The sequence below is a fragment of the Terasakiella sp. genome, from assembly GCF_048267425.1.
Classification (GTDB): Bacteria; Pseudomonadota; Alphaproteobacteria; order Rhodospirillales; family Terasakiellaceae; genus Terasakiella.
The window spans coordinates 1-23,795 of record NZ_JBLWXN010000003.1 but is presented as its reverse complement, the minus strand read 5'-3'; the positions used below and the strand labels follow the sequence as shown (position 1 = coordinate 23,795).

Annotated in this window: 21 protein-coding genes and 4 tRNA genes; 17 read left to right on the top strand and 8 right to left on the bottom strand. The window is 47.0% G+C overall.

Annotated elements, in window-relative coordinates:
* Positions 1-21: 21 nt before the first annotated feature.
* Together ACN0VA_RS06315 and ACN0VA_RS06310 are read right to left on the bottom strand one after the other, a co-directional pair.
* The gene (locus ACN0VA_RS06315) at positions 22-300 is read right to left on the bottom strand and encodes a DUF3572 domain-containing protein (RefSeq protein ID WP_417820339.1); all 279 of its coding nucleotides are present in this window, start codon (positions 298-300) and stop codon (positions 22-24) included.
* A 6-nt stretch (positions 301-306) separates the two neighbouring features.
* The gene (locus ACN0VA_RS06310; RefSeq protein ID WP_417820338.1) at positions 307-1,398 is read right to left on the bottom strand and encodes an HD domain-containing phosphohydrolase; all 1,092 of its coding nucleotides are present in this window, start codon (positions 1,396-1,398) and stop codon (positions 307-309) included.
* A gap of 506 nt (positions 1,399-1,904) precedes the next feature.
* On the opposite strand from ACN0VA_RS06310, the gene ACN0VA_RS06305 reads away from it, so the two are divergent.
* Positions 1,905-2,867, top strand: coding sequence for a DMT family transporter (locus ACN0VA_RS06305; RefSeq protein ID WP_417820337.1), 963 nt, complete (start codon positions 1,905-1,907; stop codon positions 2,865-2,867).
* Positions 2,868-2,881: 14 nt separating this feature from the next.
* Here ACN0VA_RS06305 and ACN0VA_RS06300 read toward each other — a convergent pair whose 3' ends face one another.
* Positions 2,882-3,817 (bottom strand): LysR family transcriptional regulator, encoded by a 936-nt coding sequence (locus ACN0VA_RS06300; protein WP_417820336.1) that lies wholly within the window; start codon positions 3,815-3,817, stop codon positions 2,882-2,884.
* Positions 3,818-3,944: 127 nt separating this feature from the next.
* On the opposite strand from ACN0VA_RS06300, the gene ACN0VA_RS06295 reads away from it, so the two are divergent.
* Positions 3,945-4,865 (top strand): DMT family transporter, encoded by a 921-nt coding sequence (locus tag ACN0VA_RS06295; RefSeq protein ID WP_417820334.1) that lies wholly within the window; start codon positions 3,945-3,947, stop codon positions 4,863-4,865.
* Here the strand turns inward: ACN0VA_RS06295 and ACN0VA_RS06290 are convergent.
* Positions 4,862-5,548, bottom strand: a complete 687-nt coding sequence (locus ACN0VA_RS06290) for a GntR family transcriptional regulator (protein ID WP_417820333.1) — start codon at positions 5,546-5,548, stop codon at positions 4,862-4,864. The genes ACN0VA_RS06295 and ACN0VA_RS06290 overlap by 4 nt on opposite strands.
* A 199-nt stretch (positions 5,549-5,747) precedes the next feature.
* On the opposite strand from ACN0VA_RS06290, the gene ACN0VA_RS06285 reads away from it, so the two are divergent.
* From ACN0VA_RS06285 to ACN0VA_RS06230, 12 genes are all read left to right on the top strand, one after another.
* The gene (locus tag ACN0VA_RS06285; protein ID WP_417820332.1) at positions 5,748-6,563 is read left to right on the top strand and encodes a transporter substrate-binding domain-containing protein; all 816 of its coding nucleotides are present in this window, start codon (positions 5,748-5,750) and stop codon (positions 6,561-6,563) included.
* Positions 6,564-6,644: 81 nt separating this feature from the next.
* A complete protein-coding gene (locus ACN0VA_RS06280) occupies positions 6,645-7,304 on the top strand; it encodes an amino acid ABC transporter permease (RefSeq protein WP_417820331.1) in 660 nt (219 codons plus the stop codon).
* Between the two features lie 13 nt (positions 7,305-7,317).
* Positions 7,318-7,980, top strand: coding sequence for an amino acid ABC transporter permease (locus ACN0VA_RS06275; RefSeq protein ID WP_417820330.1), 663 nt, complete (start codon positions 7,318-7,320; stop codon positions 7,978-7,980).
* On the top strand, positions 7,977-8,699 hold the full coding sequence (locus tag ACN0VA_RS06270; protein WP_417820329.1) for an amino acid ABC transporter ATP-binding protein: 723 nt from the start codon (positions 7,977-7,979) through the stop codon (positions 8,697-8,699). The genes ACN0VA_RS06275 and ACN0VA_RS06270 overlap by 4 nt, the downstream gene beginning before the upstream one ends.
* A gap of 151 nt (positions 8,700-8,850) precedes the next feature.
* The gene (locus ACN0VA_RS06265; RefSeq protein WP_417820328.1) at positions 8,851-9,750 is read left to right on the top strand and encodes a dihydrodipicolinate synthase family protein; all 900 of its coding nucleotides are present in this window, start codon (positions 8,851-8,853) and stop codon (positions 9,748-9,750) included.
* A 21-nt stretch (positions 9,751-9,771) separates the two neighbouring features.
* Positions 9,772-11,202 carry an aldehyde dehydrogenase family protein gene (locus ACN0VA_RS06260; protein ID WP_417820327.1) on the top strand — a complete coding sequence of 477 codons (1,431 nt, stop codon included), beginning with the start codon at positions 9,772-9,774 and terminating at the stop codon, positions 11,200-11,202.
* Between the two features lie 11 nt (positions 11,203-11,213).
* The gene (locus ACN0VA_RS06255; RefSeq protein ID WP_417820326.1) at positions 11,214-12,449 is read left to right on the top strand and encodes an NAD(P)/FAD-dependent oxidoreductase; all 1,236 of its coding nucleotides are present in this window, start codon (positions 11,214-11,216) and stop codon (positions 12,447-12,449) included.
* A 17-nt stretch (positions 12,450-12,466) separates the two neighbouring features.
* A complete protein-coding gene (locus ACN0VA_RS06250) occupies positions 12,467-13,468 on the top strand; it encodes a 4-hydroxyproline epimerase (protein ID WP_417820325.1) in 1,002 nt (333 codons plus the stop codon).
* 1 nt (position 13,469) lies between these two features.
* Positions 13,470-14,507: a trans-3-hydroxy-L-proline dehydratase gene (locus tag ACN0VA_RS06245; RefSeq protein ID WP_417820324.1), complete on the top strand. Its 1,038-nt coding sequence runs from the start codon at positions 13,470-13,472 to the stop codon at positions 14,505-14,507.
* Between the two features lie 4 nt (positions 14,508-14,511).
* Positions 14,512-15,441: an ornithine cyclodeaminase family protein gene (locus ACN0VA_RS06240; protein WP_417820323.1), complete on the top strand. Its 930-nt coding sequence runs from the start codon at positions 14,512-14,514 to the stop codon at positions 15,439-15,441.
* A gap of 3 nt (positions 15,442-15,444) precedes the next feature.
* Positions 15,445-16,941: an L-serine ammonia-lyase, iron-sulfur-dependent, subunit alpha gene (locus ACN0VA_RS06235; RefSeq protein ID WP_417820322.1), complete on the top strand. Its 1,497-nt coding sequence runs from the start codon at positions 15,445-15,447 to the stop codon at positions 16,939-16,941.
* Between the two features lie 144 nt (positions 16,942-17,085).
* Positions 17,086-19,227, top strand: coding sequence for a methyl-accepting chemotaxis protein (locus ACN0VA_RS06230; RefSeq protein WP_417820321.1), 2,142 nt, complete (start codon positions 17,086-17,088; stop codon positions 19,225-19,227).
* A 160-nt stretch (positions 19,228-19,387) separates the two neighbouring features.
* Here the strand turns inward: ACN0VA_RS06230 and ACN0VA_RS06225 are convergent, their stop codons facing one another.
* The 4 genes from ACN0VA_RS06225 to rlmB form a co-directional block, all read right to left on the bottom strand.
* Entirely contained in the window at positions 19,388-21,907 is a 2,520-nt protein-coding gene (locus tag ACN0VA_RS06225; RefSeq protein WP_417820320.1) for a DEAD/DEAH box helicase, read from the bottom strand.
* A gap of 148 nt (positions 21,908-22,055) precedes the next feature.
* Positions 22,056-22,131, bottom strand: a tRNA-Thr gene (locus ACN0VA_RS06220).
* 34 nt (positions 22,132-22,165) lie between these two features.
* Positions 22,166-22,241: transfer RNA gene (locus ACN0VA_RS06215), tRNA-Thr, on the bottom strand.
* 93 nt (positions 22,242-22,334) lie between these two features.
* A complete protein-coding gene (gene rlmB / locus ACN0VA_RS06210) occupies positions 22,335-23,198 on the bottom strand; it encodes a 23S rRNA (guanosine(2251)-2'-O)-methyltransferase RlmB (RefSeq protein ID WP_417820319.1) in 864 nt (287 codons plus the stop codon).
* A gap of 166 nt (positions 23,199-23,364) precedes the next feature.
* Between rlmB and ACN0VA_RS06205 the strand changes: the two genes are divergently transcribed.
* The 3 genes from ACN0VA_RS06205 to ACN0VA_RS06195 form a co-directional block, all read left to right on the top strand.
* Positions 23,365-23,449: transfer RNA gene (locus tag ACN0VA_RS06205), tRNA-Tyr, on the top strand.
* Between the two features lie 70 nt (positions 23,450-23,519).
* Positions 23,520-23,593: transfer RNA gene (locus ACN0VA_RS06200), tRNA-Gly, on the top strand.
* Between the two features lie 57 nt (positions 23,594-23,650).
* Positions 23,651-23,795 (top strand): GTP-binding protein (locus tag ACN0VA_RS06195; RefSeq protein ID WP_417820599.1); only part of this gene is annotated, 145 nt, incomplete at its 3' end.

Sequence of the window (23,795 nt, the reverse complement as noted above, 5' to 3'; positions counted from 1 at the left end):
CGGCTGAACCTATTTTTTGGGTCAGCCGTCCCACAGGTTTTCACCACCGGGCAGGCAACGGCGCGCACGGATCAGGAATTCAGGGGCAATTTCAATTGCTTCGCAAAATGCCAGCAAGGCACTTTCATCACTCAGCAAGAAATCTAGAATACCGCCTAAAAAAGCGGGATCCTGCATATTCTCACGCAAATCATCCAAGCCCATTCCGGTTTGGGCAAGCAAACCGTTTAACGCGCGTTCTTCCTGCCCGATAAAGGCGATGGCCTGCAGGGCGATGGTTTCGGCTTGTTCTTGTTGCAAAGTTACTTAACCCACTTGTGTCTGCGGTTCGTCCGGGTCTTGATGTTCTTCACGTATTTCGAGGATACGGGGCAGAATGCTCATAAAATGAGGAACCAGATTGGGATCAAAATGGGTGCCTGATTGTTCTTCAACAAACGCAATGGCATCCTTGACATCCCACGCCTTTTTATAGGGGCGTGCTGAGGTCAGGGCATCGAAAACATCACAAATGGCAGCGATACGGGCTTCAATCGGAATCTCTTCGCCTTTCAGGCCATAAGGATAACCAGATCCATCCCATTTTTCATGGTGCGCAATTGCAATGGTACGCGCCAGTTGGATCATTTCAGACTCATTATCTGCCAAAATATCAGCGCCAAGTTCGGCATGGCTTTTCATGGTTTCCCATTCTTGTGGCGTTAACTTGCCTGGTTTTAGCAGGATATGATCTGGGATGCCGATTTTACCGACATCGTGCATGGGGCTTGCGTAAAGAATCAATTCCGCATGACGTTCGGTTAAACCGGCTTCAAGGGCGAGAAGCTGGCAGCATTTTGACATGCGGATAACATGTTCGCCGGTTTCATTGTCGCGATATTCCCCCGCACGCCCGAGACAGCGAATGATATCAAGCTGTGATTTGCGTAATTCTGCCGTGGCCTCATGGACCTTGTCTTCCAGCGTATGGGTATATTCTTTCTTTTGTTTGTAAAGATGGCGAATTTCGAGAGAATTATGAATGCGTTGCAACACTTCGGCATGCTGGAATGGTTTGGTGACAAAATCACGCGCCCCAAGGTCAAGGGAGCGCAGCCGCGTTTCCATATCCGTTTGTGCTGTCAGGACAAGAACCGGCAAGTAGTCGTCCTGGTCGTGATGTTCTTTAAGCTGCTTCATAACTTCAAAGCCGTTCATTTTCGGCATTTGAATATCAAGTAAGATTAGATCGAAATCGTATTCTTCATGCAGGGCACGAACCTGAGTTGGATCGGTCGTGCTGCTGACATTTTGATAGTCTTCCTGCATAAGCAGGGCTTCCAATAGTAGAACATTGGATGGGTTATCGTCGACGACAAGAATGCGTGACTCTTTTAAAATTTCAACTTCAACAGCCATTCGGCTCTCCCCTCGCGTCCTATCTTTTGGAGCAGTCGTGTATTTTTATCATACCGTTACACAGTTTCCAAAAAACTTTCGTAAAAAAATACCATTTATTTTAGAGGGTTATCTTTATGCGTATGATGAATACAAAATCTATATAGTCTTTTAAAGCGAAATAAAGGGTAATTCCATAGATAAAACAACTTTTATTGTTTTCTCTTTAAGATTGTTTTTTCATTATATGGCTGAATTCTATCAGACCTTTTTATACTTTTGATCGTTGCAAGTGGTGGTTTTGGCGCAGATCAGATTACAAGTGGTGTTTTGTCAGGTTTTTATTTTAACACATTGGAGATGATTGTGAGGCCCGATTTTAGCCTTTCTTCGTCGGCTTCGTGACTGATGCAGATGCGGATAGCTTCAGGTGTATCATCTACATTTATTGCAAAGCTGCTTATTGCACTTGTTCATGGATAGGTGCAATTGTTGTGTATATCAATGCAACTTGTGAGTCCTTAGTTATGTCGATTCCCTATCCGTCTGCTGCTAAAGGTATTGCCCTTTCTCTGGTTTGTCTCGTTCTGCTCGGTATCATGCCAATCATCGCGAACCTTCGTGAAGAAGACGTGGGTGCGCTCAGCTTCGCCTTTGCGCTCTCTGTATGGCAAGTCGTGTTTGCAGCACCTCTTTTTGTGTGGGAGATGCAAAGGGGGACGAAAGGGATTTTGGGCCTGAACCTATCTTGGCGAAAACGAGGTCGGATGATCTTTGTCGCGTTGTTTACGGGGGCACTGTTCGGCCTTTCAACCTATCTCTATGTTCTTAGTGTTGAAAAAGCAGGTGCAACAAACGCAGCCATTGCCATTCAGGCTTATCCGCTGTTCGCTATTCTCTGGGAAACCGTATTTCTAAAACGTCGTAAAACAGCGGTAGAACTGATGCTGACCGCTGTGTTGATAGGTTCACTTTATTACCTTGGCACGGGGGGGACATTCATCGTATCCGGGTTATCCCCTTGGTTTGTAGCTTCACTTGGGGTGCCTCTACTTTGGAGCATTGCACATGTCATCATAAGGGAGGAGTTGAACAAAACGCCCATCACGCCTGTGCAAGTCACATTTTTCCGAGTTGTGATCTCGACGCTTTTCCTTTTAGCTGTTTTGATTATTGCCCTACCGACAGGATTTTCTGTAGGTCTCGGAGCAATCTTTCAAACAATGTCCGTAATCATGGGCTTGATTTATGTTCTTGAGCTGATTGTCTGGTTCTACGCGATGCGTCATGTTGACGTGTCTTTGGCCAGTTCAATCACCACGCCTTGGCCTGCTTTGACAATGATCCTTGCCGTACCGTTTCTTGGTGATGAGATTGCAATGTATCAAGTTGTGGCATTGATGATTGTCGTGGCGTGCATTTATGGTTTGACACTCACCAGTCTGAGAAAAGGCAAAATGAAAGTGGGTATCGAACGTATTCCCTCGTAAATGAGATTCATTCCTTAAGGGCCGTCTTTCCCCCATGTGAATTTGGCATAGTCTTTTAGGACTGTGATAAAGGCTTTTTCCAAAGCGGAAGGTTTTTTATCCAGTAATTGAGCAAGGCAAATGCTGTTGTTCTCGCCACGGCTGCGCGGGGTGATTTCGATCAATTCGCCACGTTCCACATACTCTTTGATCAGATTGCTGCCGTTGGCAAAGGCGCCGAGGTGGCGCCGCGCACAGTCAATAAGGGCAATGCCGTTATTCGCGATGACCCGCTTTGTTAAAGAGGTCGGTATTTTGCCAAATTGGTCATGGAACCAGCTTTTGAGTTCCAGTGCCGTGTCACGTGTTGTCAGAAAATCCAGCGAAGACAGTTTGTCAAAACTGAGATCACCTGCGATGTTTTCTTCGTAATACTGAGGGGAACATGCCAGAACGACAAATTCTTTGACAAGGGTTTCACTGAAACAATAGGACTGGAAATTACGATGGAGTTCCTCACCGCCATAAACATCTATAATGGCGAAATCCAATTCTCCTTTCATTAAACGGGCGAGTTGTAAGGTTGAATTTTCCAGATAGAGGTGAATTTCTACGTTGGGATAGAGCGCGTTGAAACGTTCAACAATGCGCGGCATGTAAAGTGTGCCGGTTGCTTGGGGGGCACCGATATGCAAAACACCGGCGCGACTGTCCTGATTGTGTGAGACCGCATTTATTTCAATATTTAACTGATCCAGTAGAGGGCCGATACTGCGGGCCAGTTGATGTCCCTGTGGCGTGGGAATGAGCCCTTTGGGTAAACGGGTGAAAAGGCTAATGCCCAGCTCGTCTTCCAAACGTGATAAGTTCTGGCTGATGGCTGGTCGGGTGACTTTGAGCAGAGCGGCCGCATCAGCCGTATTCCCGCATTCATAAACAGTTTTGAAAATGTGAAGCTTGTTTAAAGACATGAGTAATAAAATCTAACTCTATATTTAAGTAAGTTTAGATTTTATTATCCATCGTGTTGCGGCATCCTGTCAAGGAAACCTCCAAATGAATACGACGTTCTATTAAAAATAAAGAAAGATAATGCCGATGCCCGCAACCAAGTTGACCGGTTTAATTGCCGGTTTTGCGATTACGTTGACATGGTCGTCCTGGATTATGGCAACCCGTTTGGGTTTAAAAACGGATATCGGTGTTTATGACCTATTGGCACTACGCTTTATCGTCGCCTGCTTGGTTCTGGTGCCTGCCTTATGGTATTTGGGTACATGGAAAGGGCTGTCTGCACGACGTTACCTTATTCTTGCGGTTCTGGGGGGCTTGCCTCAAAACATCCTGACGTATGAAGCGGTGGAACGCAGTCCAGTTGCATTAGTTTCCGTCTTTATGTATGGGACAACACCCGTTGTGACAGCCGTTATTTCTTATTTGTTTTTGCGCAAAAAAATTACGGTGGAACAAGCGTTGGGTAGTGCGGTTATCTTCGGCGGCATTTTGTTGATGGTTGCCGATCAATCGGGCATCGCATTTGATCTGACAGTCTGGAGTGGCAATGCAATGGCTATCCTTGCAATCGCGTCTTTTGCAGCCTTTATTATCTATGCGGAGCGCTGGCAGGTCAGCATTGGGCAAAGTTTGACGGCCTGTACTGTTTTAAACGGGTTGTTTTTTCTGCCGCTGTGGCTTTTGTTTTCTGATACATCGCTATTGGCTGAATATAAGATCAGCGAGCTTTTGTTTCAGGGCGCGTTGCAGGGGCTTGTACCCGGCTTGTTTGCGATGCTCATAACGACTTATGCCGCACGTACGATTGGTGCCAGTGCTGTTTCCCTGTTTTATGCCATGATCCCGGTTTGTGCCGCGACACTTGCGGTGCCTTTTTTGGGCGAAGGAATGACCCAGAGCCAGATGATTGGTGTGGGCATTGCGACGCTGGGTATCGTCATGGCCTCAACAGACCGAAAACGATGGATGAAATTGCGTTGGGCGAAAACGCAAGGCACGCTTTAATCCAACACTGCACCTTGATGACCCAGATGATTCATAACGGTACTGTATGAATCTTTAATGTGACGGGCCGTCAGTTCGTAAGCTTTTTCAACGTCACCGACTTCGCAGGCTTCTAGAATGGCCAGATGTTCTTCATGTGCTTTTTCCATACCACCGGACAAATTGAGCTGCGCGCGAATATAAGAATCAATCCGGTCGATTGAATCATTGACGATTTTCAGATGGATTGGGCGGCCTGCATCCCGATAAAGCGCCTCGTGGAATTGTCGGTTCAATTCCCCCCATTTGCTGGAATCTTGTTCGGCGGCCAATTTATCCAGACACTCGCTTGCGATTCGCAATGTCCCTTTGGACATATTTTGTACGGCGTAACGAATGATATTAGGTTCAAGCAACAAACGAATTTCGTAGATTTCGCGGATTTCCTCTTTATTGGGGGAGGAAACGATGGCGCCCTTATAGCGTTCGTTGCGAACAAGTCCTTGTGATTCAAGGCGTTTCAAGGCTTCACGTACAGGAATACGAGAAACATTGAAAATTTTTGCGATATATTCCTGACGAATGGATTCACCCGCTTTCAACGAACCGCTGATGATGGCATCACGCAACGCGTCGAAAATAATATCTGAAGAAGATGCTGTCTTTCCCAGATCAATCGCCCGCTGTTTCAAGTCGTCGTACAAAGTCCGTCCTTTCAATGGTTTCAGCCGCTTGGTGCATAATCCACAAACAACTTTATGTCAAACTAAGTGCAGTATATAGAAATTTTTGTAAAAAATATATTGCATATTGGATCCAATTTAAAATATGGTTCTACATCGCTGGTTTGAAGATGACGAATAAAGCGCGCAAATCAGATTTGTTTTATATTTGGAGGTTTCAATGATTGGACGTTTTCTTAAGACTATGGCACTGGGTGCTGGTCTTGCCATCGCATTTTCCCAATCCCCTGCGCACGCAGACAAACTGGATGATGTAATCGACAACGGTGAGCTGCGTTGTGGTGTTGTTCTTGATTTCCCGCCGATCGGCTATCGTGACGAAAACAATGAACCGGCCGGTTACGACGTGGATATGTGTAAAGATCTGGCAAAAGTACTTGGTGTAGATCTTAAGTTATTACCTGTGACATGGTCCGAGCGCCTGCCGTTGATCGTTACAAACCGTGCAGATGTCGTTATCGGATCAACGTCAGATGCGTTGGAACGTGCAAAAACTGTTGGCTTTTCAATTCCTTATGTGATTTTCTTTGCGCAAGCTATCGTCAACAAAGATGCGGGTGTGAAAACATTTGATGATCTGGCCGGTAAACGTGTTGCCGCAGGTCTGGGAACTGTTGAAGAAGCTGCGTATCTGGAAATTGCAAAGAAACGCGGTTGGGAAAAAGATTATCAAGCTTATCAAAGCCAAAACGAAGTTGTTCTGGCTGTTGCACAAGGTAAAGCGGACGTTGGTATTACAACCAACACAGCCGTTCGCCCGATTGTACAACAATATGACACGATTGAAGCTGGCCCGCGTATGCCGTGGACACCGGATTATGCCTCCTTTGCCGGTCCGCGCAAGGATGTCTCTTGGCTGAATTACCTCAACCTGTTCATCACGCACCAGGTTCGTTCCGGTCGTTATGCTGAATTGTGGGAAACTTATGTCGGTGGCGAAGCTCCCGAACTGCGTATCCCCGGCGTAATGTACTAAGAGAACGCTCGCATATATTCCCCGGGTCATCATCCGCTGATAAACTCGGCCCGGGGCTTTTTTTGCCGGAGGTAAGTAATCGTGGATTACCATTTTCACTGGCGCCCTGTGTTTCAGAAACTGCCCGAACTTCTTCAGGCAAGTCTGACGACGCTTGAGGTTGCCGTACTTTCAATGATCATCGGCATTATCCTCGGCCTTTTATTGGCTTTGGCTAGAATGTCGCCGATCAAGCCGCTACGGTGGTTTGCGACGTGTTGGGTCGAGCTTGCTCGTAACACACCGGCGCTGTTCCAATTATTCTTTTTTGGTTTTGGTCTGGGTGCGTTCGGGATCCATTTCGCACCGTATTTTATCGTTCTTTTCGGGCTTTCTTTTAATAATGCAGGTTATTTGGCAGAAAACTTCCGTGGTGGTTTTCAAGCTGTTCCCGATACACAATTACGCGCGGCACGTTCGCTGGGCATGACGATCCCGCAAGCTTATATTCGTATCATTATTCCGCAGGTTTTGCGCATTGTTTACCACCCGATGACCAACCAGATGGTCTGGGCTGTTTTGATGAGCTCGCTTGGGATGATGGTCGGTTTCCGTGAATTGTCAGGCGAGACCCAGTTCTTTGCATCCAAGACATTTCGTATTTTTGAATATTTTGCAGCGACTGCCATTATCTATTACGCGATCGTCAAGATTATTTTGGGCGCAGCAAAATTGGCATCTATCCGCCTGTTTCGGTATTAGGGAGGCGAATTAGATGAGTAATAATATGTCATTCTTTAGTGGTTTTCAGCCCCATGACCTTTTGTTCATGGCTGAGGCTGCGGGGCAAACACTGCTTATTTCCGTTTTGTCGATTTCGACCGGAACCGTGTTTGGGATTATTTTTGGTTGGATGTTGCAAAGCGGGAATTGGGTCGTTCGCGCTCTGCTAGGGACTGTTCTGGACGTTTTCAGAAGTGTACCGCTTTTGATCCAGTTGGTTTTGTTCTTTAACTTTTTTCCGATTATGGGATGGCCGCTGGAACCGTTTGCGGCAGGGACGTTTGTTTTAAGTCTCTATACGGCTTCGCTGGTTGCACAGGTTGCGCGTGGGGGGATCGAAGCTGTTGGTAAGCCGATGCGCCGCGCCGCACGTTCCTTGGGCATGAGTTATTGGCAGGATATGCGCTATGTCGTGTGGCCAATTGGATTGCGTGCTGTTTTCCCAGCGTGGGTCGGTGTTGCCCTTGGGGTGATGAAAGATAGCGCGCTGGTATCTGTCTTGGGTTATGTCGAATTGCTGCGCGCGTCGCAAATCCTGATCACACGAACACAAGAACCCTTTATCATTTTGGCAGTGGCAGGCGCCTTTTACTTCGCGCTTTCCTATCCGCTGTCTAAATATTCACAGAAATTAGAAGAAAGGTGGGCGTCATGATCGAGATCAAAGGGCTCCACAAGTATTTCGGGGACCTGCACGTCCTCAAGGGCATTGACCTGAATGTTGCAAAAGGTGAAGTGCTGAGCGTGATCGGGTCTTCCGGCTCCGGGAAATCGACGTTGCTCTACTGTATCAACGGTCTGGAAGAAATTCAGAAAGGTGCGGTTATTGTGGATGGCGTCGATGTGCATGCCAAAGGGACCGATGTCAATAAATTGCGCCAAAATCTGGGAATGGTTTTCCAGCAATGGAACTCTTTCCCGCATTTGACCGCCCTTGAGAACGTGGCCCTTGCGCCGCAGATTGTGAAAAAGCATTCTAAGACAGATGCTTTGGAAATTGCCGCCAAGCAACTGAAACACGTTGGCTTGGGCGACAAGCTGGATGTTTATCCCAATTCATTGTCCGGTGGTCAGCAGCAACGTTTGGCCATTGCGCGCGCATTGGCAATGGAACCGGAATATATGTTGTTTGACGAAGCAACGTCTGCACTTGACCCGGAACTGGTCGGTGAGGTTTTGGAAACCATGCGCATGTTGGCGGAAGAAGGCATGACCATGATCTGTGTCACGCATGAAATGGGGTTTGCCCGCGATGTGTCTGACCGTGTTGCCTATTTCCATCAAGGGATTATGGAAGAAATCGGCCCGCCGGAGCAAATTTTCGGTGAAGCCCAGAGTGAACATACACGTAAGTTCCTCGCAAACGTCCGTTAAGACGAAACTAACGCACCCCGGTTTGGGTTGTGATGACGCAAGTTGCGTCAACCGACTAAGTTAGAGCATGGCAAGTGACAGTTATTGAGCGCGCCATGCTCTAATACAAAACAATAAAATCATATACTTATCTTTGGAAGGATTGAGAACCATGTGGAATGGAATGATGCCTGCTGTCACAACGAAATTTACAGCAGACGGTGCGATTGACGCCGCGGAAATGGAACGTTGCGTTGGTTTGCAGATGGATGCAGGCAATGCAGGCGTTATTGTGTGCGGCACACTTGGGGAAGGCAATATGCTGTCCCACGAGGAACGCATTGAAACGGTAAAAATTGCAAAATCGGCTTGCGGTAATAAACCCGTCTTATTGACCGTTAGCGAAGCGGGTACACGCGAAGCTTGTGAACTTGCGCAAATGGGGCGCAAAGCTGGTGCGGATGGCCTGATGATTGTACCAAGTCCGATCTATCACACAGACCGTGATGAAACGATCACGAACCTGAAAGCGATTTCTTCTGCGGGTGATCTGCCGGTGATGATTTATTCCAACCGCGTGGCTTACCGTGTGGATGTGACACCGGAAATGATGATGGAACTGGCCGATGATGACCGTATGGTTGCCGTTAAAGAAAGTTCTGATGATATCCGTCGTTTAACAGAGATCATCAACGTTTGTGGTGATCGTTATAAAATCCTGACAGGTGTGGATAACCTTGGTCTGGAAGCTCTGTTGATGGGGGCTGATGGCTGGGTTTCCGGCGTTTCAATTGCTTTTCCGGAAGAAAACCAACGTATCTATGATCTGGTCCGTGCCGGTCGTACGGAAGAAGCGCGTGAAATTTATCGTTGGTTGCGCCCACTTCTGGATTTGGATGTTTCGACGTTCCTTGTTCAACAGATTAAACTGGCCGAAGCCATTTCCGTAGGTTCCACGGAATATGTACGTCCGCCGCGTCAAATCCTGAAAGGTGAGCACCGCGCACGTGTTGAAAAAGTCATCCGTGACCAAATCGCTTGCCGCCCGGACCTGTCTAAATACGCACTCTAAGTAAAAGGGACGTTTTATATAATGACTACTTTTCCCAACTTGATCGGTGGGGAATGGACGATGGGGGCCAACAGTGTCCCCAACGTCAATCCGTCCGATACAAATGATATCATCGGTGAAGCCGCCAGTGCGACTGCCGATGAAATGAATACAGCGATTGAAGTCGCCCATGCAGCGCAAGCCGGGTGGGGGGCGTCAACCCCGCAGCAACGATTTGATGTGCTGGATACAATCGCAACAGAAATTCTTGCCCGTAAAGAAGAACTGGGTGAATTACTGGCGCGTGAAGAAGGCAAGACATTGCCGGAAGGGATTGGCGAAGTTGCCCGTGCTGGACAAATTTTTAAGTTCTTTGCCGGGGAAGCCTTACGTATACCGGGGGAACGACTTGATTCTGTTCGTCCCGGCGTGGAAGTCGACATGCGCCGCGAAGCTGTTGGCGTGATCGGCCTGATCACACCGTGGAATTTTCCCATCGCCATTCCGGCGTGGAAAGCAGCCCCGGCCCTGTGTTACGGCAATGCGGTTGTTTTGAAGGCTGCCGAAGCTGTACCGGGTAGTGCCTGGGCCTTGGCAGACATCATTCACCGTTCCGGTCTGCCTGCTGGTGTGTTTAATCTTGTCAATGGTCGTGGTTCTGAAATTGGCCCGGTTATGATTGATCATCCGAAAGTTGCGGCTGTTTCCTTTACGGGGTCCGTCCAAACGGGTCGTTCTGTTGCACAAGCCTGTGCCAAAAACTTGAAAAAAGTTCAGTTGGAAATGGGTGGCAAAAACCCGATGGTCGTTTTGGATGATGCCGATCTTGATGTGGCTGTCGGTGCGTGTTTGAACGGGGCGTTTTTCTCCACTGGACAACGTTGCACAGCGTCCAGCCGATTGATCGTGACAGAAGGTATTTATGACGATTTCGTCGCGGCGCTTAGCAAGGCTGTTAGTGCACTGAAAGTCGGTGATGCCCGTGACAATGCCACACAAATCGGCCCGGTCATTGATGATCGCCAATTGGCAAAAGACCTTGAATATGTCGAAATCGCCAAGGCAGAAGGCGCGAAACTGGCCTGTGGTGGTGAAAAAATCGATGGCAAAGGGCATTTCATGGCCCCGGCATTGTTTGTCGATACCACCAATGACATGCGCATCAACCGCGAAGAAGTCTTTGGTCCGGTCGCAACTGTGATTAAGGCCAAAGATTATGACGAAGCGCTGGCAATTGCCAATGATACGGAATTCGGTCTGTCCGCCGGAATTTGTACAACATCCTTGAAATATGCCACCGATTTTAAGGCACGTTCCAAGGCGGGCATGGTGATGGTCAATCTGCCGACAGCGGGTGTGGATTATCACGTGCCGTTTGGCGGGACCAAAGGGTCCAGCTACGGCTCGCGTGAACAAGGCCGCTACGCAGTTGAGTTCTACACCACCGTTAAAACGTCTTATACTCAAGCTTAAGGACACATATCATGGGGAAGTCAGAGGATATCATCGTTATCGGCGCAGGGATCGTCGGATTGGCGATTGCGGAAAAACTGATATACGAAGGTCACTCAGTGACCTTGGTTGAACGTGAAGAAATCGCAGCAGGCGCCTCACGCGGTAATGCGGCAGGATTGGCGTTTTCCGATATTATGCCTTTGGCTTCACCCGGTATTGTTAAAAAAGCAATTAAGTGGTTTTTGGATCCTGTCGGCCCCTTTGCCGTGGTGCCACAGGATCTTCCCCACACAATGGGCTGGTTATTACGTTTTCTGAAAGCAGCGCGCCCCGGACAATTTAAACGCAGTATAGATGTGCAGGCCGCGTTGATGCATCTGGGCAAGGATAGTTTTGCCTTGATGCTGGATCGTTGTGGCCTGTCATCGATGGTGCGCACAAACGGTGCGCTGCATCTTTATGAAAGTAGATCGGCTTATCAAAATGATCTGAAAAACTGGGAATTTAGAAAACAGCATAATATTGCATATGAATGTTATGAAGATGCGGCTTTGCATCAATTCCAGCCCGGCCTTGCCCCGTCCTTTGTTGCCGGTATTTTTGCATCTACGTGGCAATCGGTGTCTGATCCGCATGATTTCTGTCTCGCCCTGCACCGTGTGCTGAGTGAAAAAGGCCTGAAAACGGTTTATGGCGAGGTGTTATCTGTTGCAAAGGGTAATGTAACAATGGCCAGTGGTGATCGTCTGGAAGCGGATAAAATTGTAATTGCGGCTGGTCCATGGTCTGCGCAACTCAGTGGACAGCTGGGCGACCCTGTCCCGTTGATCGGGGAGCGTGGTTATAACACCACTTTACCCAAAGCGGCATGGTCTGATCTGGATCATACGCTGGTCTTTAGTGAACATGGGTTTGTTGTCGTACCGTTGGAAAATGGTGTGCGGGTCGGTGGTGCATCTGAAATTGCAAAACTGGGACGAGATCCCAATTATAAGCGATCCAGAACCATGCTGGCGAAAGCGAAAAAACTATTACCAGCCTTAAAACCGCAAGACGGGGAAGAATGGATGGGCGCTCGTCCAGCGATCCCCGATACCTTGCCTGTGATCGGTCATTCATCGGCGAGTGATGATATTATTTATGCTTTCGGGCACGGGCATTTGGGGCTGACCCAATCCAGTGCAACGGCCCAGCTTGTCTGGGAACTGATCAATAATAAGAAAACGTCCATTGATATAACGGCGCTGCGTGCGAACCGTTTTTAAATAAGGAATAAAAAGAAATGGCAAAACATACTTTCTTCTGTATCGACGGTCATACCTGTGGCAATCCGGTTCGCCTTGTTGCAGGTGGTGGGCCTGACTTACAAGGGGCCACAATGCTGGAAAAACGGGCACATTTCTTGGCGGAATATGACTGGATACGTACTGGATTGATGTTTGAACCACGCGGGCACGACATGATGTCCGGTTCGATCTTGTATCCACCGACCCGTGAAGATTGCGATGTTGGCGTTCTTTATATCGAAACATCCGGTTGTTTACCCATGTGTGGGCATGGCACCATCGGGACGGTGACGATGGCGATTGAAAACGGCCTTGTAAAACCCAAAACACCGGGTGTTTTAAATCTGGATACCCCGGCGGGCAAGGTGGTTGCTGAATATAAACAAGTGGGCGGATATGTTGAAGAAGTCCGCCTGACGAATGTTCCCTCTTTCCTTTATAAACAAGGCTTAAGCGCAGAAATTGACGGGCTGGGCGATATCTTTGTGGATGTGGCTTATGGTGGAAACTTCTATGCCATTGTCGATGCACAAAGCAATTTTCAGGATATGGCGGATTTTACGGCAGGGGAACTGGTCGGGTTCAGCCCCAAACTGCGTGCTGCCCTAAATGAGAAGTACGAATTTATCCATCCTGAAAAACCGGAAATTCAAGGCTTGAGCCATATCCTGTGGACAGGCAACACAACCCAGCCTGAAGCCACGGCGCGCAATGCTGTCTTTTATGGCGATAAAGCGATTGATCGTTCCCCTTGCGGGACGGGCACATCCTCGCGCATGGCACAATGGGCGGCACTGGGTAAATTGAATGTGGGTGACGATTTTATCCACGAAAGCATTATCGGGTCCTTGTTTAAAGGCCGTGTCGAAGGGGCCACAAAAGTTGGGGATTATGAGGCGATTATCCCGTCAATTGCAGGCTGGGCACGTATGACGGGCACGAATACGATCTATATTGATGATCGGGACCCTTATGCACATGGATTTGTGGTGAAATAAGATGCGGTCAAACAAAATCATTCATATCGTTGGCTGTCATGCCGAGGGTGAAGTTGGCGATGTTATTGTCGGCGGTGTTGCCCCGCCACCCGGCGATACTTTGTGGGAACAATCGCGTTTTATTGCCAAGGATGAAAGCTTGCGCAACTTTGTCCTGAACGAGCCACGCGGCGGGGTCTTTCGTCATGTCAATCTGTTGGTGCCACCCAAGAACCCCAAGGCGCAAATGGGCTGGATCATTATGGAACCCGAAGATACACCACCGATGTCCGGGTCCAATTCCATCTGTGTGTCCACAGTTTTGTTGGAAACAGGTATTTTGCCGATGGTGGAGCCGGAAACCAAAATGACGTTGGAAGCCCCCGGTGGTTTGGTTGAAGTCACAGCAAGCTGCAAAGACGGCAAAGTCGAAAAAGTGACCGTCCAAAATGTACCTTCCTTCGCAGACAAACTGGATGCCACGTTGGAAGTTGCCGGACTGGGAACGATTACGGTGGATACGGCCTTTGGCGGGGACAGTTTTGTAATGGCGAGCGCCCAGGAACTGGGATTTGCCATTACCCCCGATGAAGCCCGCGATTTAGCGGAAATTGGGATTAAAATTACCAATGCCGCAAATGAACAATTGGGTTTTCATCATCCGACAAACCCGGATTGGACACATTGTTCTTTCTGTCAAATCCATGCCCCGATGATCGAGGAAGACGGGATCAAGTCTGTAAAAAATACCGTTGTGATCCAACCCGGCAAGTTGGACCGTTCCCCAACCGGAACCGGGGTGTCGGCGCGTATGGCCGTGTTACATGCGCGCGGTCTGATGGAAGTTGGCGAACGTTATATTGCGCGTTCGGTTATCAATTCACGTTTTGACGGACGGATCGTGAAAACGACCAAGGTTGGCGAAAAAGACGCAATTGTCCCTGAGTTATCCGGTCGTGGCTGGATTACGGGCACGTATCAACACATGCTGGACCCCACGGACCCTTGGCCGGGTGGCTACCGGATCGGTGACACGTGGCCCATGTTGAAAGGTAAATAAGAAAATGAGCACGATCCCTTTTTTGCAGGCAAGTGATGTCGAACATAATTTAAGCTGGATGGATGTCAGCGATGCCATGATCAATGGTCATAAACAGCATGAACGTGCCGACATTGATGATATCCTGTTCAAGCATGGGGATGATGCCATGTTGAACCGTGCAGCATGGATCAAGGGGGCTGGCATTGGTGTTAAAACAGCAACGATTTTCCCTGAAAACCTGAAACGAAGTCCGGTTTTGCCCAGTATTCATGCGGTGTTTAGCCTGTTTGATGATCAAACGGGTGTCCCAACCGCCTTGATCGACGGAACATTGGTGACGAAATGGAAAACGGCAGGGGATTCCATTTTGGGTGCACGTTTGTTGGCCCGTAAGGAAAGCAAGGTTTTAACCGTGGTTGGAGCGGGCGCGGTCGCCGCGTCCTTGATTGACGCCTATCGTGAAGTCTTTCCCGGATTGGAAACAATTCAGTTGTGGAACCGTACTTTTGAAAAAGCCCAAAAACTGGCGGCTGAAAAGGGTGTTATCGCGGTTGAAAACTTACCTGAAGCGATAGAGTGTTCAGATATTGTATCCAGTGCGACCATGACGATTGAACCGTTTTTAAACGGGGATTGGTTTAAACCGGGGACTCATGTGGACCTGATTGGTGCTTACCGCCCTGATATGCGCGAAGCACAGGATAACTTATTGACCAAATCCCGCTTATTCGTTGATGCCCGTGAAACCACCATTCATGATATTGGGGAATTGCGTATTCCCATTGAACACGGTGTCATTGGTGAAAACGATATCATTGCTGATTTTTATGATCTGTGTAATGGCGCAGCGGGTCGTATATCTGATGACGAAATTACCTTGTTTAAAAACGGTGGTGGGGCGCATCTTGATTTAATGACCGCGCTTTATATCCAAAAAACGGCGAAAGGTTAAGCGATGCATTATCCCAGCATATTTAACGATGCCATTGGCCCTGTGATGCGCGGGGCGTCGAGTTCTCATGTTGCCGCAGCCCATCGGATTGGTGCCTTGGCACGTGATTATATGAACGGCAATTTCCATACAGTCCTCATTGAATATGATCCAAATGGATCGTTGGAACCGACCCATGAAAGTCAAGGTTCCGATATGGGATTGTTTACCGCCTTGATGGGGTGGAATGTCACCGATGAACGTATGACAGAAGCCGGACGATATCTGGAAGAAAGCGGATGTTCGGTTGAAATCCGTATTACCGATTATGGGGCGACACACGAAAATACCTATAAGCTGACCTTGGAAAGTGAGGTGGACAAAGTCTGCATGATCGCCATTTCCACAGGTGGCGGCATGATCGAAGTGATTGAGATCAACGGCATCAAACTTTCTATGTTTGGGGATTATCACGAAACCCTGATTTTCAGCGAAGATGAAACATTGGTTGATGGGCAAAATGCAGATTATGTCTTGAAACGCCAAGGGGTGATCCAAGTCAAAGGCCAAGACTTTGTCACGGTTCCCGATGGAATTGAGGTACGCACAATGGCCCCGGTTTTACCTATTGGGGCACGCAAAATCATGAAGGTTCCCTTTGTTGATACGACATCCATGCTGGCCTTTAATGAGGATAAAAATCTCAGCTTGTGGGAACTGGCACTGAAATATGAAAGTGCGCGCGGCAATATCAGTGAAGAGATCGTGTTTGAAAAAATGCGCGACATTGTTCGTATCCTTGATCATTCCATCGAACAGGGGATCAAGGGCACGACCTATGAAGATCGGATTTATCCGGCACAAGCCCCAAAATATAAAGAAAAAACCGGGGCGAACAACTTCCTGAACCTTGGTCTGCATAATGATGTCATTCTGGCGGTGACGGCCTTGATGGATGTTAAAAGTTCGATGGGGGTGATTGTTGCCGCACCGACTGCCGGGTCATGCGGAACTTTACCGGGAACGTGTCTTGGTGTTGCCAATGCGCTGAATATGGACGAAGACCAAAAGGTCAAGGCCATGTTGGCGGCAGGATTGATCGGCGTTTTTATCGCCCATATGGCAACGTTTTCAGCAGAAATCGGCGGCTGTCAGGCGGAAACGGGATCCGGGTCCGGCATGGCTGCGGCCGCTCTTGTTACTCTGTTTGACGGCACACTTGATCAGTCTATCGGGGCGGCGTCAATGGCGTTGCAAAATACATTCGGTCTGGTCTGTGATCCAGTGGCAAACCGGGTGGAAGCCCCGTGTCTGGGTAAAAATGTCTTGATGGCAGGGAATGCATTATCAGCCGCCAATATGGCCTTGGCCGGGTTTGATCCATTGATTCCATTGGATGAAGTCATTATTGCCATGCATCAGGTTGGACAATCCATCCCCTGTGAATTGCGCTGTACCGGCAAGGGTGGTTTGGCAATGACCCCGACCGGGCAAAAGATTTTTAAACAAATGAACAACTAAGGAACGGGCGTTTCTTTCCGACATTTAAATCGGTAAGGAACCAACCGCACCATGATTTTAAATGGCAAGGCACGCGAACAGGCGTTGTGTCAATGGATCCGCTTTGTCTGAAACAAGGTAAGAAGTCGTAGTGAGGAATAGATTATGCAAACGGGTGTTGGTTTTTTCACTCTATCAAAAAAGATCCCCAGTCTGGTGATTGGGGCGGCATTGCTGAGCACATTGGCAATCGGTATTTCATCGGTTTTAAGCGGCAGTTCCATTTTGGAAGAAGCTTCAAAAACCCGGCTGGAGGCCCTGACAGCCTCGCGTGCCACACAGATTAACGAGATATTCCAACGCCTGAAAACGGACCTCAACCTGTTAGGCCAAACCCCTTCGACCATTAAAGGGGTCGTGAGCTTCACAATGGGGTTCGGGTCATCCGGCCGGTCCGGTTTGCGCAAGAAATATATCAAAAACAATCCGACCCCCGATGATCGCAAGGCTTACGACGGCGAAGACGATTTTTCCTTTTATGGACAACAGCATAAACAGAACCACCCTTATTTCCGTTCTTTGATTGAAAGCTACGGCTACCCGGAATTGATGTTGTTCGATTTGAAAGGCAACATGATTTATTCGGTCAACAAACGTGATGATTTTGCCTCGAAAATTATTAAAAAGGATGAACCGGATAGCCCGTTGAAGACGCTGGTGCAAACTTTGATTGATGAGAAAAAAACAGACCTTGTTCTGGCAGCAGATTATTTTTCTTATCCTTCCTTGGCAGGGCAAAAAGCAGCCTTTGCCGGACGGGGTATTTTTGCACAGGACGGGAACCTAGAAGGGGTGATTGTTTTGCAAGTGCCTGATAAGGGGATCAACGCGATTTTAGGTGATCGTTCAGGGCTAGGTGAGAGCGGGCGCATGATGCTGGTCGGCAATGATGGTCTGTTGCGTGGAACAAGCACGGGATCAGGCACAAGCAAGCTGGATTTGTCTGTTCTTTCTGTTGCCAAATCTCAAAAATTTGCAACCGATGTCTCTGTATCTGAAGATGGGCGAAACACATTGTACGCAGCACAAACGGTTTCTTTCTTCTATAAGGTCTGGTTTGTGTTGAGTGAGCAGGAAATGGATGAAATTTTGAAACCTGCCCATGATTTGAGCAATCGGATTTTAATCACGTCTGTGGCGTTGTTTATTTTAATCGGGGCGGTGGGGATGTACGCCAGTCGCTCCATCGTTTCGCCCTTGCAGAAAATTACGCAGGCGATGATGAATATCGCCAATGGGGATCTGGAACAGGAAATGCCAGCTTTATCACGTAGCGATGAAATCGGCAGCATGGCGCATGCGGTCGAGGTCTTCAAAAATAACGAGAAAGAAGCGGTGTATTTACGACAGTCTCAGGAGGCTGAACGTATCCGTAGCGAAGCCGATAAAATGCAGGCCATGTTGGAAATTGCCGATGGATTGGAACAACGAACAGGCGAGGCGATTCAACAGATGAATACGGTGATTGAGATGTTGAAATCCAATTCTTCGGAAATGGCGCAAACCTCTCAGGCGACACGCACAAAAGCGCAGGATGTGCAAAGCTTTGCGCAAACCACTTCCTTGAATGTCTCAACCGTTGCCTCTGCAACACAGCAGTTAAAAGAATCCTCGTTGGAAATCGCACACGAAATGGACAAGGCCACCCATACAACCAAGGACGCGAGCGAGGCAGTCAGCGGGGCGATGCAGGTTGTGGAAGGTCTATCCCAATCGGTTGAAAGTATTGGTGATATTGTCGAACTTATTCAAAATATCGCGGAACAGACCAATTTATTATCGCTGAATGCCACGATTGAGGCCGCCCGCGCTGGCGAAGCCGGAAAAGGTTTTTCCGTGGTGGCATCCGAAGTCAAAGGACTCGCCATGCAGACGGCCAATGCAACCGAAGGCGTGAGTGAAAAAATTTCTCAAATCAACAGCGAAACTGAACTGGTGATCGAAGCCTTAAAAGACATTTCAGATAAGGTTTTTGAGGTTCAAAATGCCTCGGTCGGGATTGCTTCTGCAACCGAAGAACAAAACACATCCATTGACGACATTAATCAAAGCGTTGGCGAAGCCTCCAGCGGCACCCAGCATATTTCCGATTATATGGAAGATTTAACGCAACATTCCGAAGAAACGAATGCCTCTGTTGAAAATATGCATAGTGCCATCGGCGAACTCGCCCATTCCTTCACCGTCCTAGGCAACGAAATCGACGCTTTCGTCAGCAGTATTAGCAATGCGTCGAACAAGGGGTGAGGGCTTTTCTAATATTAACCTAAACTTTCAGCGGGGATATTTCTCCTCGCTGAAATATTTTTTATGGAGCCGTTTTAGAATTTAAGATTAGCTGAACTAATTCCGACCTGATCTGACAATCCTTTTTTCAAAAAGGAAAGATTACCCGTTTTGATAGAGGTTATAAAGGGCCTTTGATTTTAGAGGTATAATTTACAGCCAATGTTCCTTTATCTAGTCCATAAATTTTTAAAGCCTCTTTTATTTGCACAGTTTGCAAGTTTTTTAATTCTTCATTTTTAAACTCATTGAAAAATTTACGGCACTGTTCAACTAAGTGTTTGAGGTTCCCTTTTTTCATAACATCTACGATGCAATTAAAACCTGCTCCATTAGCAAGATGACTGGAAGGAATAATAATTGTAGCGTGAAGCTCCCTCTCCGGATATTGCTTCTTAAACCAAGCACACGAGTTGTTCATTTGACCTGTTTCACTTTGATGGATTTCAGGTCGAGTTTCGAGAACTTCTGATTTGCATTCAAATAACCAATATTTGTTTCTATCAATACACCAGAGGTTATCGGGCCCTGCTTTCCATTGTTTTTCTGGTCGTTGACTTAAAAAACCAAGTGCTTCGCCCAATTCAAAAAGTGCTTTCTCAAAACGATCGGCTTTTACCCCAAATCGTAATCCGTTTAAAATTTCATCAGTTTTGACTGCCATTTCTTCATTGGAAGTAAAATTAGCGAACCAGTTTTTTATTCTATCAATACGTGCTGTGCCTGAGGGGTCTAGTTTTTCTATGACCATACCTTCTTTAGGTTTGAGAAGATTATTGTTTTTTTGATGTGCAATTGCTTGCTTTGGGATTGCCTTTAATGGGCTTTCTTTGTGGGTGTATCGTGCAATCTCTTGCAAATACCAGCCTTTATCGGAAGGCATTAAGTTCTCTGTGTCTAGTAGGTTTTGAATAGTCTTAACCGCTTTCGCCGTATCGCCGTATTTATGTGCTTCTTCGGCAGTTCGTTCAGCAGAGAAAATCTCTATCAAATCTATTCTGCCGTGATCACTTTCAAGTTCGTTCATTCGTTCTTGATAGAAATATTTCCAATCTTCATCTCTTAATAGACATTGATTAATGGTTTTCAAGAGCAATTCAGTAGTGTTGTTTTCATCTTCTTTTTCCTCTTTTGCCCAATTGCTTACATCTAATCCTATCTCTATTTGGTGTCTGGTTTGGGGTGAGAAAAATTTTTGTGTTTTCTTTGATCTAAGAGTTTTGACAAGATTTGGACCAATTACCAAAACTACACCGTAATCTTTTTCCCCCCTGATATGTCTGCCTAAACCTTGCTCTACTTTTTGCGCAAGTTTTACTTCTGTTACCTCACTATCTTCTCGAGCTTCTTCATAGTATCGATCTATTAATTCTTCAGAGAACGGCTTGCTATCAATGATTAGAATTCGACAACTATTGTCTGGGAGATCAATTCCATCATATCTGTTAGCAATCGCGATCGTGCTTTCGTAATTTCCTTGTCGTAAGGAAGATATTAAAGAATTGATGTTGCCGGATGTGGCTTTTGTTGCTTTGTAGTGTCCCCAAAGTTCTTGTTGTTTTCCTCCAGGTGTGAGAGCGACTATACCATGTGTGCGTGAGCTATTTGGTTTAGCAAACAAGCTAATTATTTTAGCTCGATTTAATTCCTCATCAATTAGTTGAGGAATTAAGATCATTTTTTCACCAGACCATTTTTCGTTATCATAAACAATGGGATTACGTACAGCATTTGCAGATACTCCGAGATGCTTAATGAAAAAGGAATCATCATTAATTGTTGCTGACATATATATTCTTTGGCTCGCTCTTGCATATGAGCCAAATACATCTACAGGGGGCATATATGGCGCAATTTCAATATGACTCCCAGATACAATGCAAAGGCATTCTTTCAAAATATCTCTTAATAGAGGCCACGCAAATTTGATGTCATTCGATGAATCAGCATATTTTGCGATATGTTGTGTGACTTTTTGTATATTGTCCTGCCATCCCCAATATGAAATTGGTAAGAATGCACTGTATTCACCCTTTCTAATATCTTCGAAGGTTCCTAAACCCTGATCATTCAAATCGTCTGAGAAGATTTGAATTAGATCTGAATATAGTTGTTCTCCTTTGTTAATGCGAATAGTGAAACATTTTCGAATGGAGTCTAAACATGAGTGTGAGTCATCTAGTACAATTGTACCTACATCTTGTGATCTTGCGCCTGTTTTGAATTTAGAAAAGCCATTGAATAATTTTTGAATATGAGTGATTAAAATTGCATTCTCGTTTTCAAACTCTGCTGGTAGTTCATCCTCTATTGTGCAGTATTTGAATCCGAATTGGCGCGCCTGTTCACATGTTTGTTCAGCGAGAAATTTATTCGGACAAAGAAAAAGAGCTGGTCCCTTTCCTTCATTTAATTTTGATTGAAGTATCAGGAGTCCAATTAGAGTTTTTCCTTGGCCGGTATGAAGTTTAACTATTACGTCTTTATCTTTAGTTCTGTTTTTATGCCATTCTTCTAGGACATGTTCCTGAGATGGTCTTAGTGGCCCTTTATCACTTGCACGGTCCAGTTGGTTATATATTTCACTAGGGTTGGTAGATTTTTCTACTTTTTTTCCTAAGCGTTTTCTGAATTGGACCATTATGCACCTCTGGATAGTAATTGTTAAATCTAGATTGTATATTCTTTCAGGTAGTAATTTAACGCAAGTGGAATGTTATAAGGGATTGATATAAGATGATTTAAAGAAAAAGGGTCTCAGCAAATTAGCTGAAACCCTTTATAAATTCTGGTGCCCCCACACGGACTCGAACCGCGGACCTACTGATTACAAATCAGTTGCTCTACCAACTGAGCTATAGAGGCATAATATATGTGGTTGTTCTTTTGGAGAGTGGAATGGTGCCCCCACACGGACTCGAACCGCGGACCTACTGATTACAAATCAGTTGCTCTACCAACTGAGCTATAGAGGCATATTCCAGATGCTCTCTCCTTGAGAGCGGGCGGAACTTAACTCAGCCCTTTACGTTATGCAAGAAAGATTTTTCACTTTTCGACATTTTTTTTCAACCCTCCTTTTGACGGGCGATTTCATAAAGGGAAACCGCCGTTGCGTTGGACAGGTTCAGGCTTTCAACAGCTTGGGAAATCGGGATTTTTGCAAGAAAATCACATTTCTCGCGCGTCAGTCGGCGCAAGCCTGTGCCTTCCGATCCCATAACAAGGACGGTTTTGCCTTTTAAATCGATTTTGGACAATGTGGTTTCGGCATATCCATCCAGACCGACGGACCAGAACCCTTCTTCTTTTAATTGATCAAGGCTGCGTGATAAATTGGTCACGCGGATGAAAGGAAGACGTTCCAAGGCTCCGCAAGCCGCTTTGGCCATTGCGGCGGTGACTTCTGGTGCGTTTTTATCGGGGATGATAACGCCCTGTGCACCAAAGGCGGCCGCAGAACGTAAAATCGCCCCGATGTTTTGCGGGTCGGTGGCCTGATCCAAGGCAACGATGACGGCGCTGTCGCGTTCCGCCAATTCTGGCAGGATGTCTTCTAATGTGGTGCGGGGCAGGGGATCAAGTTGCAAGGCGATCCCTTGATGAACCCCGGATACGATAAGGTCCTCAATTTCCTGACGTGTTAAAATCTCGGTTTCCGGTCGTTTGCGCTCTGTGGCGGCGAGGGCAGTACGCAATTCCTCCCCATGTGCTTTTACGAAGTCGTCGCTGGCAACCAGTCGCAAGCAATTGCGTTTCGGGTTGGACAGGGCTGCAATAACGGCATGACGACCATAAAGCCACGGCGGGCCTTTTTGCGTTGGGGCCGATCCACGCTCAGAGGAGTGTCTTGCGATTCCATCTGTATTTTTTCCTTTGGCGAAGTTTTTGCGTTTCGCAGGTGTTGCGCGACTTTTCTTTTGCTTGCTCATAGACCCATACCGAGAACTGAAAACTGTAAAATTGATACGCTCTGCGTTGCTGAAAGGAAACAATTTTATTTTTTCGACATTTCTTTCCCTTTTGGCGTTGACAGGGGGGATATTTTTCCATATTCCCTCCCCTCACGCATCATGCTGATTGATGGTCTCTTCCTATGGAGGGATGCCTGAGCGGCTAAAAGGGGCGGACTGTAAATCCGCTGGCTACGCCTACGTTGGTTCGAATCCAACTCCCTCCACCACCGCTAAGGGACTGTTAAAAGGCCTGGGGCACCATATTGCAAGAGACCGCGCGGAAAAATTGCGATCAGGGCGGGTGTAGCTCAATGGTAGAGCAGAAGCCTTCCAAGCTTACGACGAGGGTTCGATTCCCTTCACCCGCTCCAAATTTTCTTTCGTGGTCGTTTTTGTGTTTGCTAGTTACTTAGATTCAAGGACAGAAAATGGCTAAGGCAAAATTTGAACGTAATAAACCGCACTGTAACATTGGTACCGTAGGCCACGTTGACCACGGTAAAACCACGCTGACAGCTGCGATCACCAAAGTATTGGCGGAAGCTGGCGGCGCAGAATTTTCTGATTACGCTG

Excerpts from the sequence above, each read along its gene's own strand:
- ACN0VA_RS06310 (WP_417820338.1), bottom strand. The coding sequence starts at position 1,398 with ATGGCTGTTGAAGTTGAAATTTTAAAAGAGTCACGCATTCTTGTCGTC.
- ACN0VA_RS06305 (WP_417820337.1), top strand. The coding sequence starts at position 1,905 with ATGTCGATTCCCTATCCGTCTGCTGCTAAAGGTATTGCCCTTTCTCTG.
- ACN0VA_RS06300 (WP_417820336.1), bottom strand. The coding sequence starts at position 3,817 with ATGTCTTTAAACAAGCTTCACATTTTCAAAACTGTTTATGAATGCGGG.
- ACN0VA_RS06295 (WP_417820334.1), top strand. The coding sequence starts at position 3,945 with ATGCCCGCAACCAAGTTGACCGGTTTAATTGCCGGTTTTGCGATTACG.
- ACN0VA_RS06285 (WP_417820332.1), top strand. The coding sequence starts at position 5,748 with ATGATTGGACGTTTTCTTAAGACTATGGCACTGGGTGCTGGTCTTGCC.
- ACN0VA_RS06275 (WP_417820330.1), top strand. The coding sequence starts at position 7,318 with ATGAGTAATAATATGTCATTCTTTAGTGGTTTTCAGCCCCATGACCTT.
- ACN0VA_RS06270 (WP_417820329.1), top strand. The coding sequence starts at position 7,977 with ATGATCGAGATCAAAGGGCTCCACAAGTATTTCGGGGACCTGCACGTC.
- ACN0VA_RS06265 (WP_417820328.1), top strand. The coding sequence starts at position 8,851 with ATGTGGAATGGAATGATGCCTGCTGTCACAACGAAATTTACAGCAGAC.
- ACN0VA_RS06260 (WP_417820327.1), top strand. The coding sequence starts at position 9,772 with ATGACTACTTTTCCCAACTTGATCGGTGGGGAATGGACGATGGGGGCC.
- ACN0VA_RS06255 (WP_417820326.1), top strand. The coding sequence starts at position 11,214 with ATGGGGAAGTCAGAGGATATCATCGTTATCGGCGCAGGGATCGTCGGA.
- ACN0VA_RS06250 (WP_417820325.1), top strand. The coding sequence starts at position 12,467 with ATGGCAAAACATACTTTCTTCTGTATCGACGGTCATACCTGTGGCAAT.
- ACN0VA_RS06245 (WP_417820324.1), top strand. The coding sequence starts at position 13,470 with ATGCGGTCAAACAAAATCATTCATATCGTTGGCTGTCATGCCGAGGGT.
- ACN0VA_RS06240 (WP_417820323.1), top strand. The coding sequence starts at position 14,512 with ATGAGCACGATCCCTTTTTTGCAGGCAAGTGATGTCGAACATAATTTA.
- ACN0VA_RS06235 (WP_417820322.1), top strand. The coding sequence starts at position 15,445 with ATGCATTATCCCAGCATATTTAACGATGCCATTGGCCCTGTGATGCGC.
- ACN0VA_RS06230 (WP_417820321.1), top strand. The coding sequence starts at position 17,086 with ATGCAAACGGGTGTTGGTTTTTTCACTCTATCAAAAAAGATCCCCAGT.
- ACN0VA_RS06225 (WP_417820320.1), bottom strand. The coding sequence starts at position 21,907 with ATGGTCCAATTCAGAAAACGCTTAGGAAAAAAAGTAGAAAAATCTACC.
- rlmB (WP_417820319.1), bottom strand. The coding sequence starts at position 23,198 with ATGAGCAAGCAAAAGAAAAGTCGCGCAACACCTGCGAAACGCAAAAAC.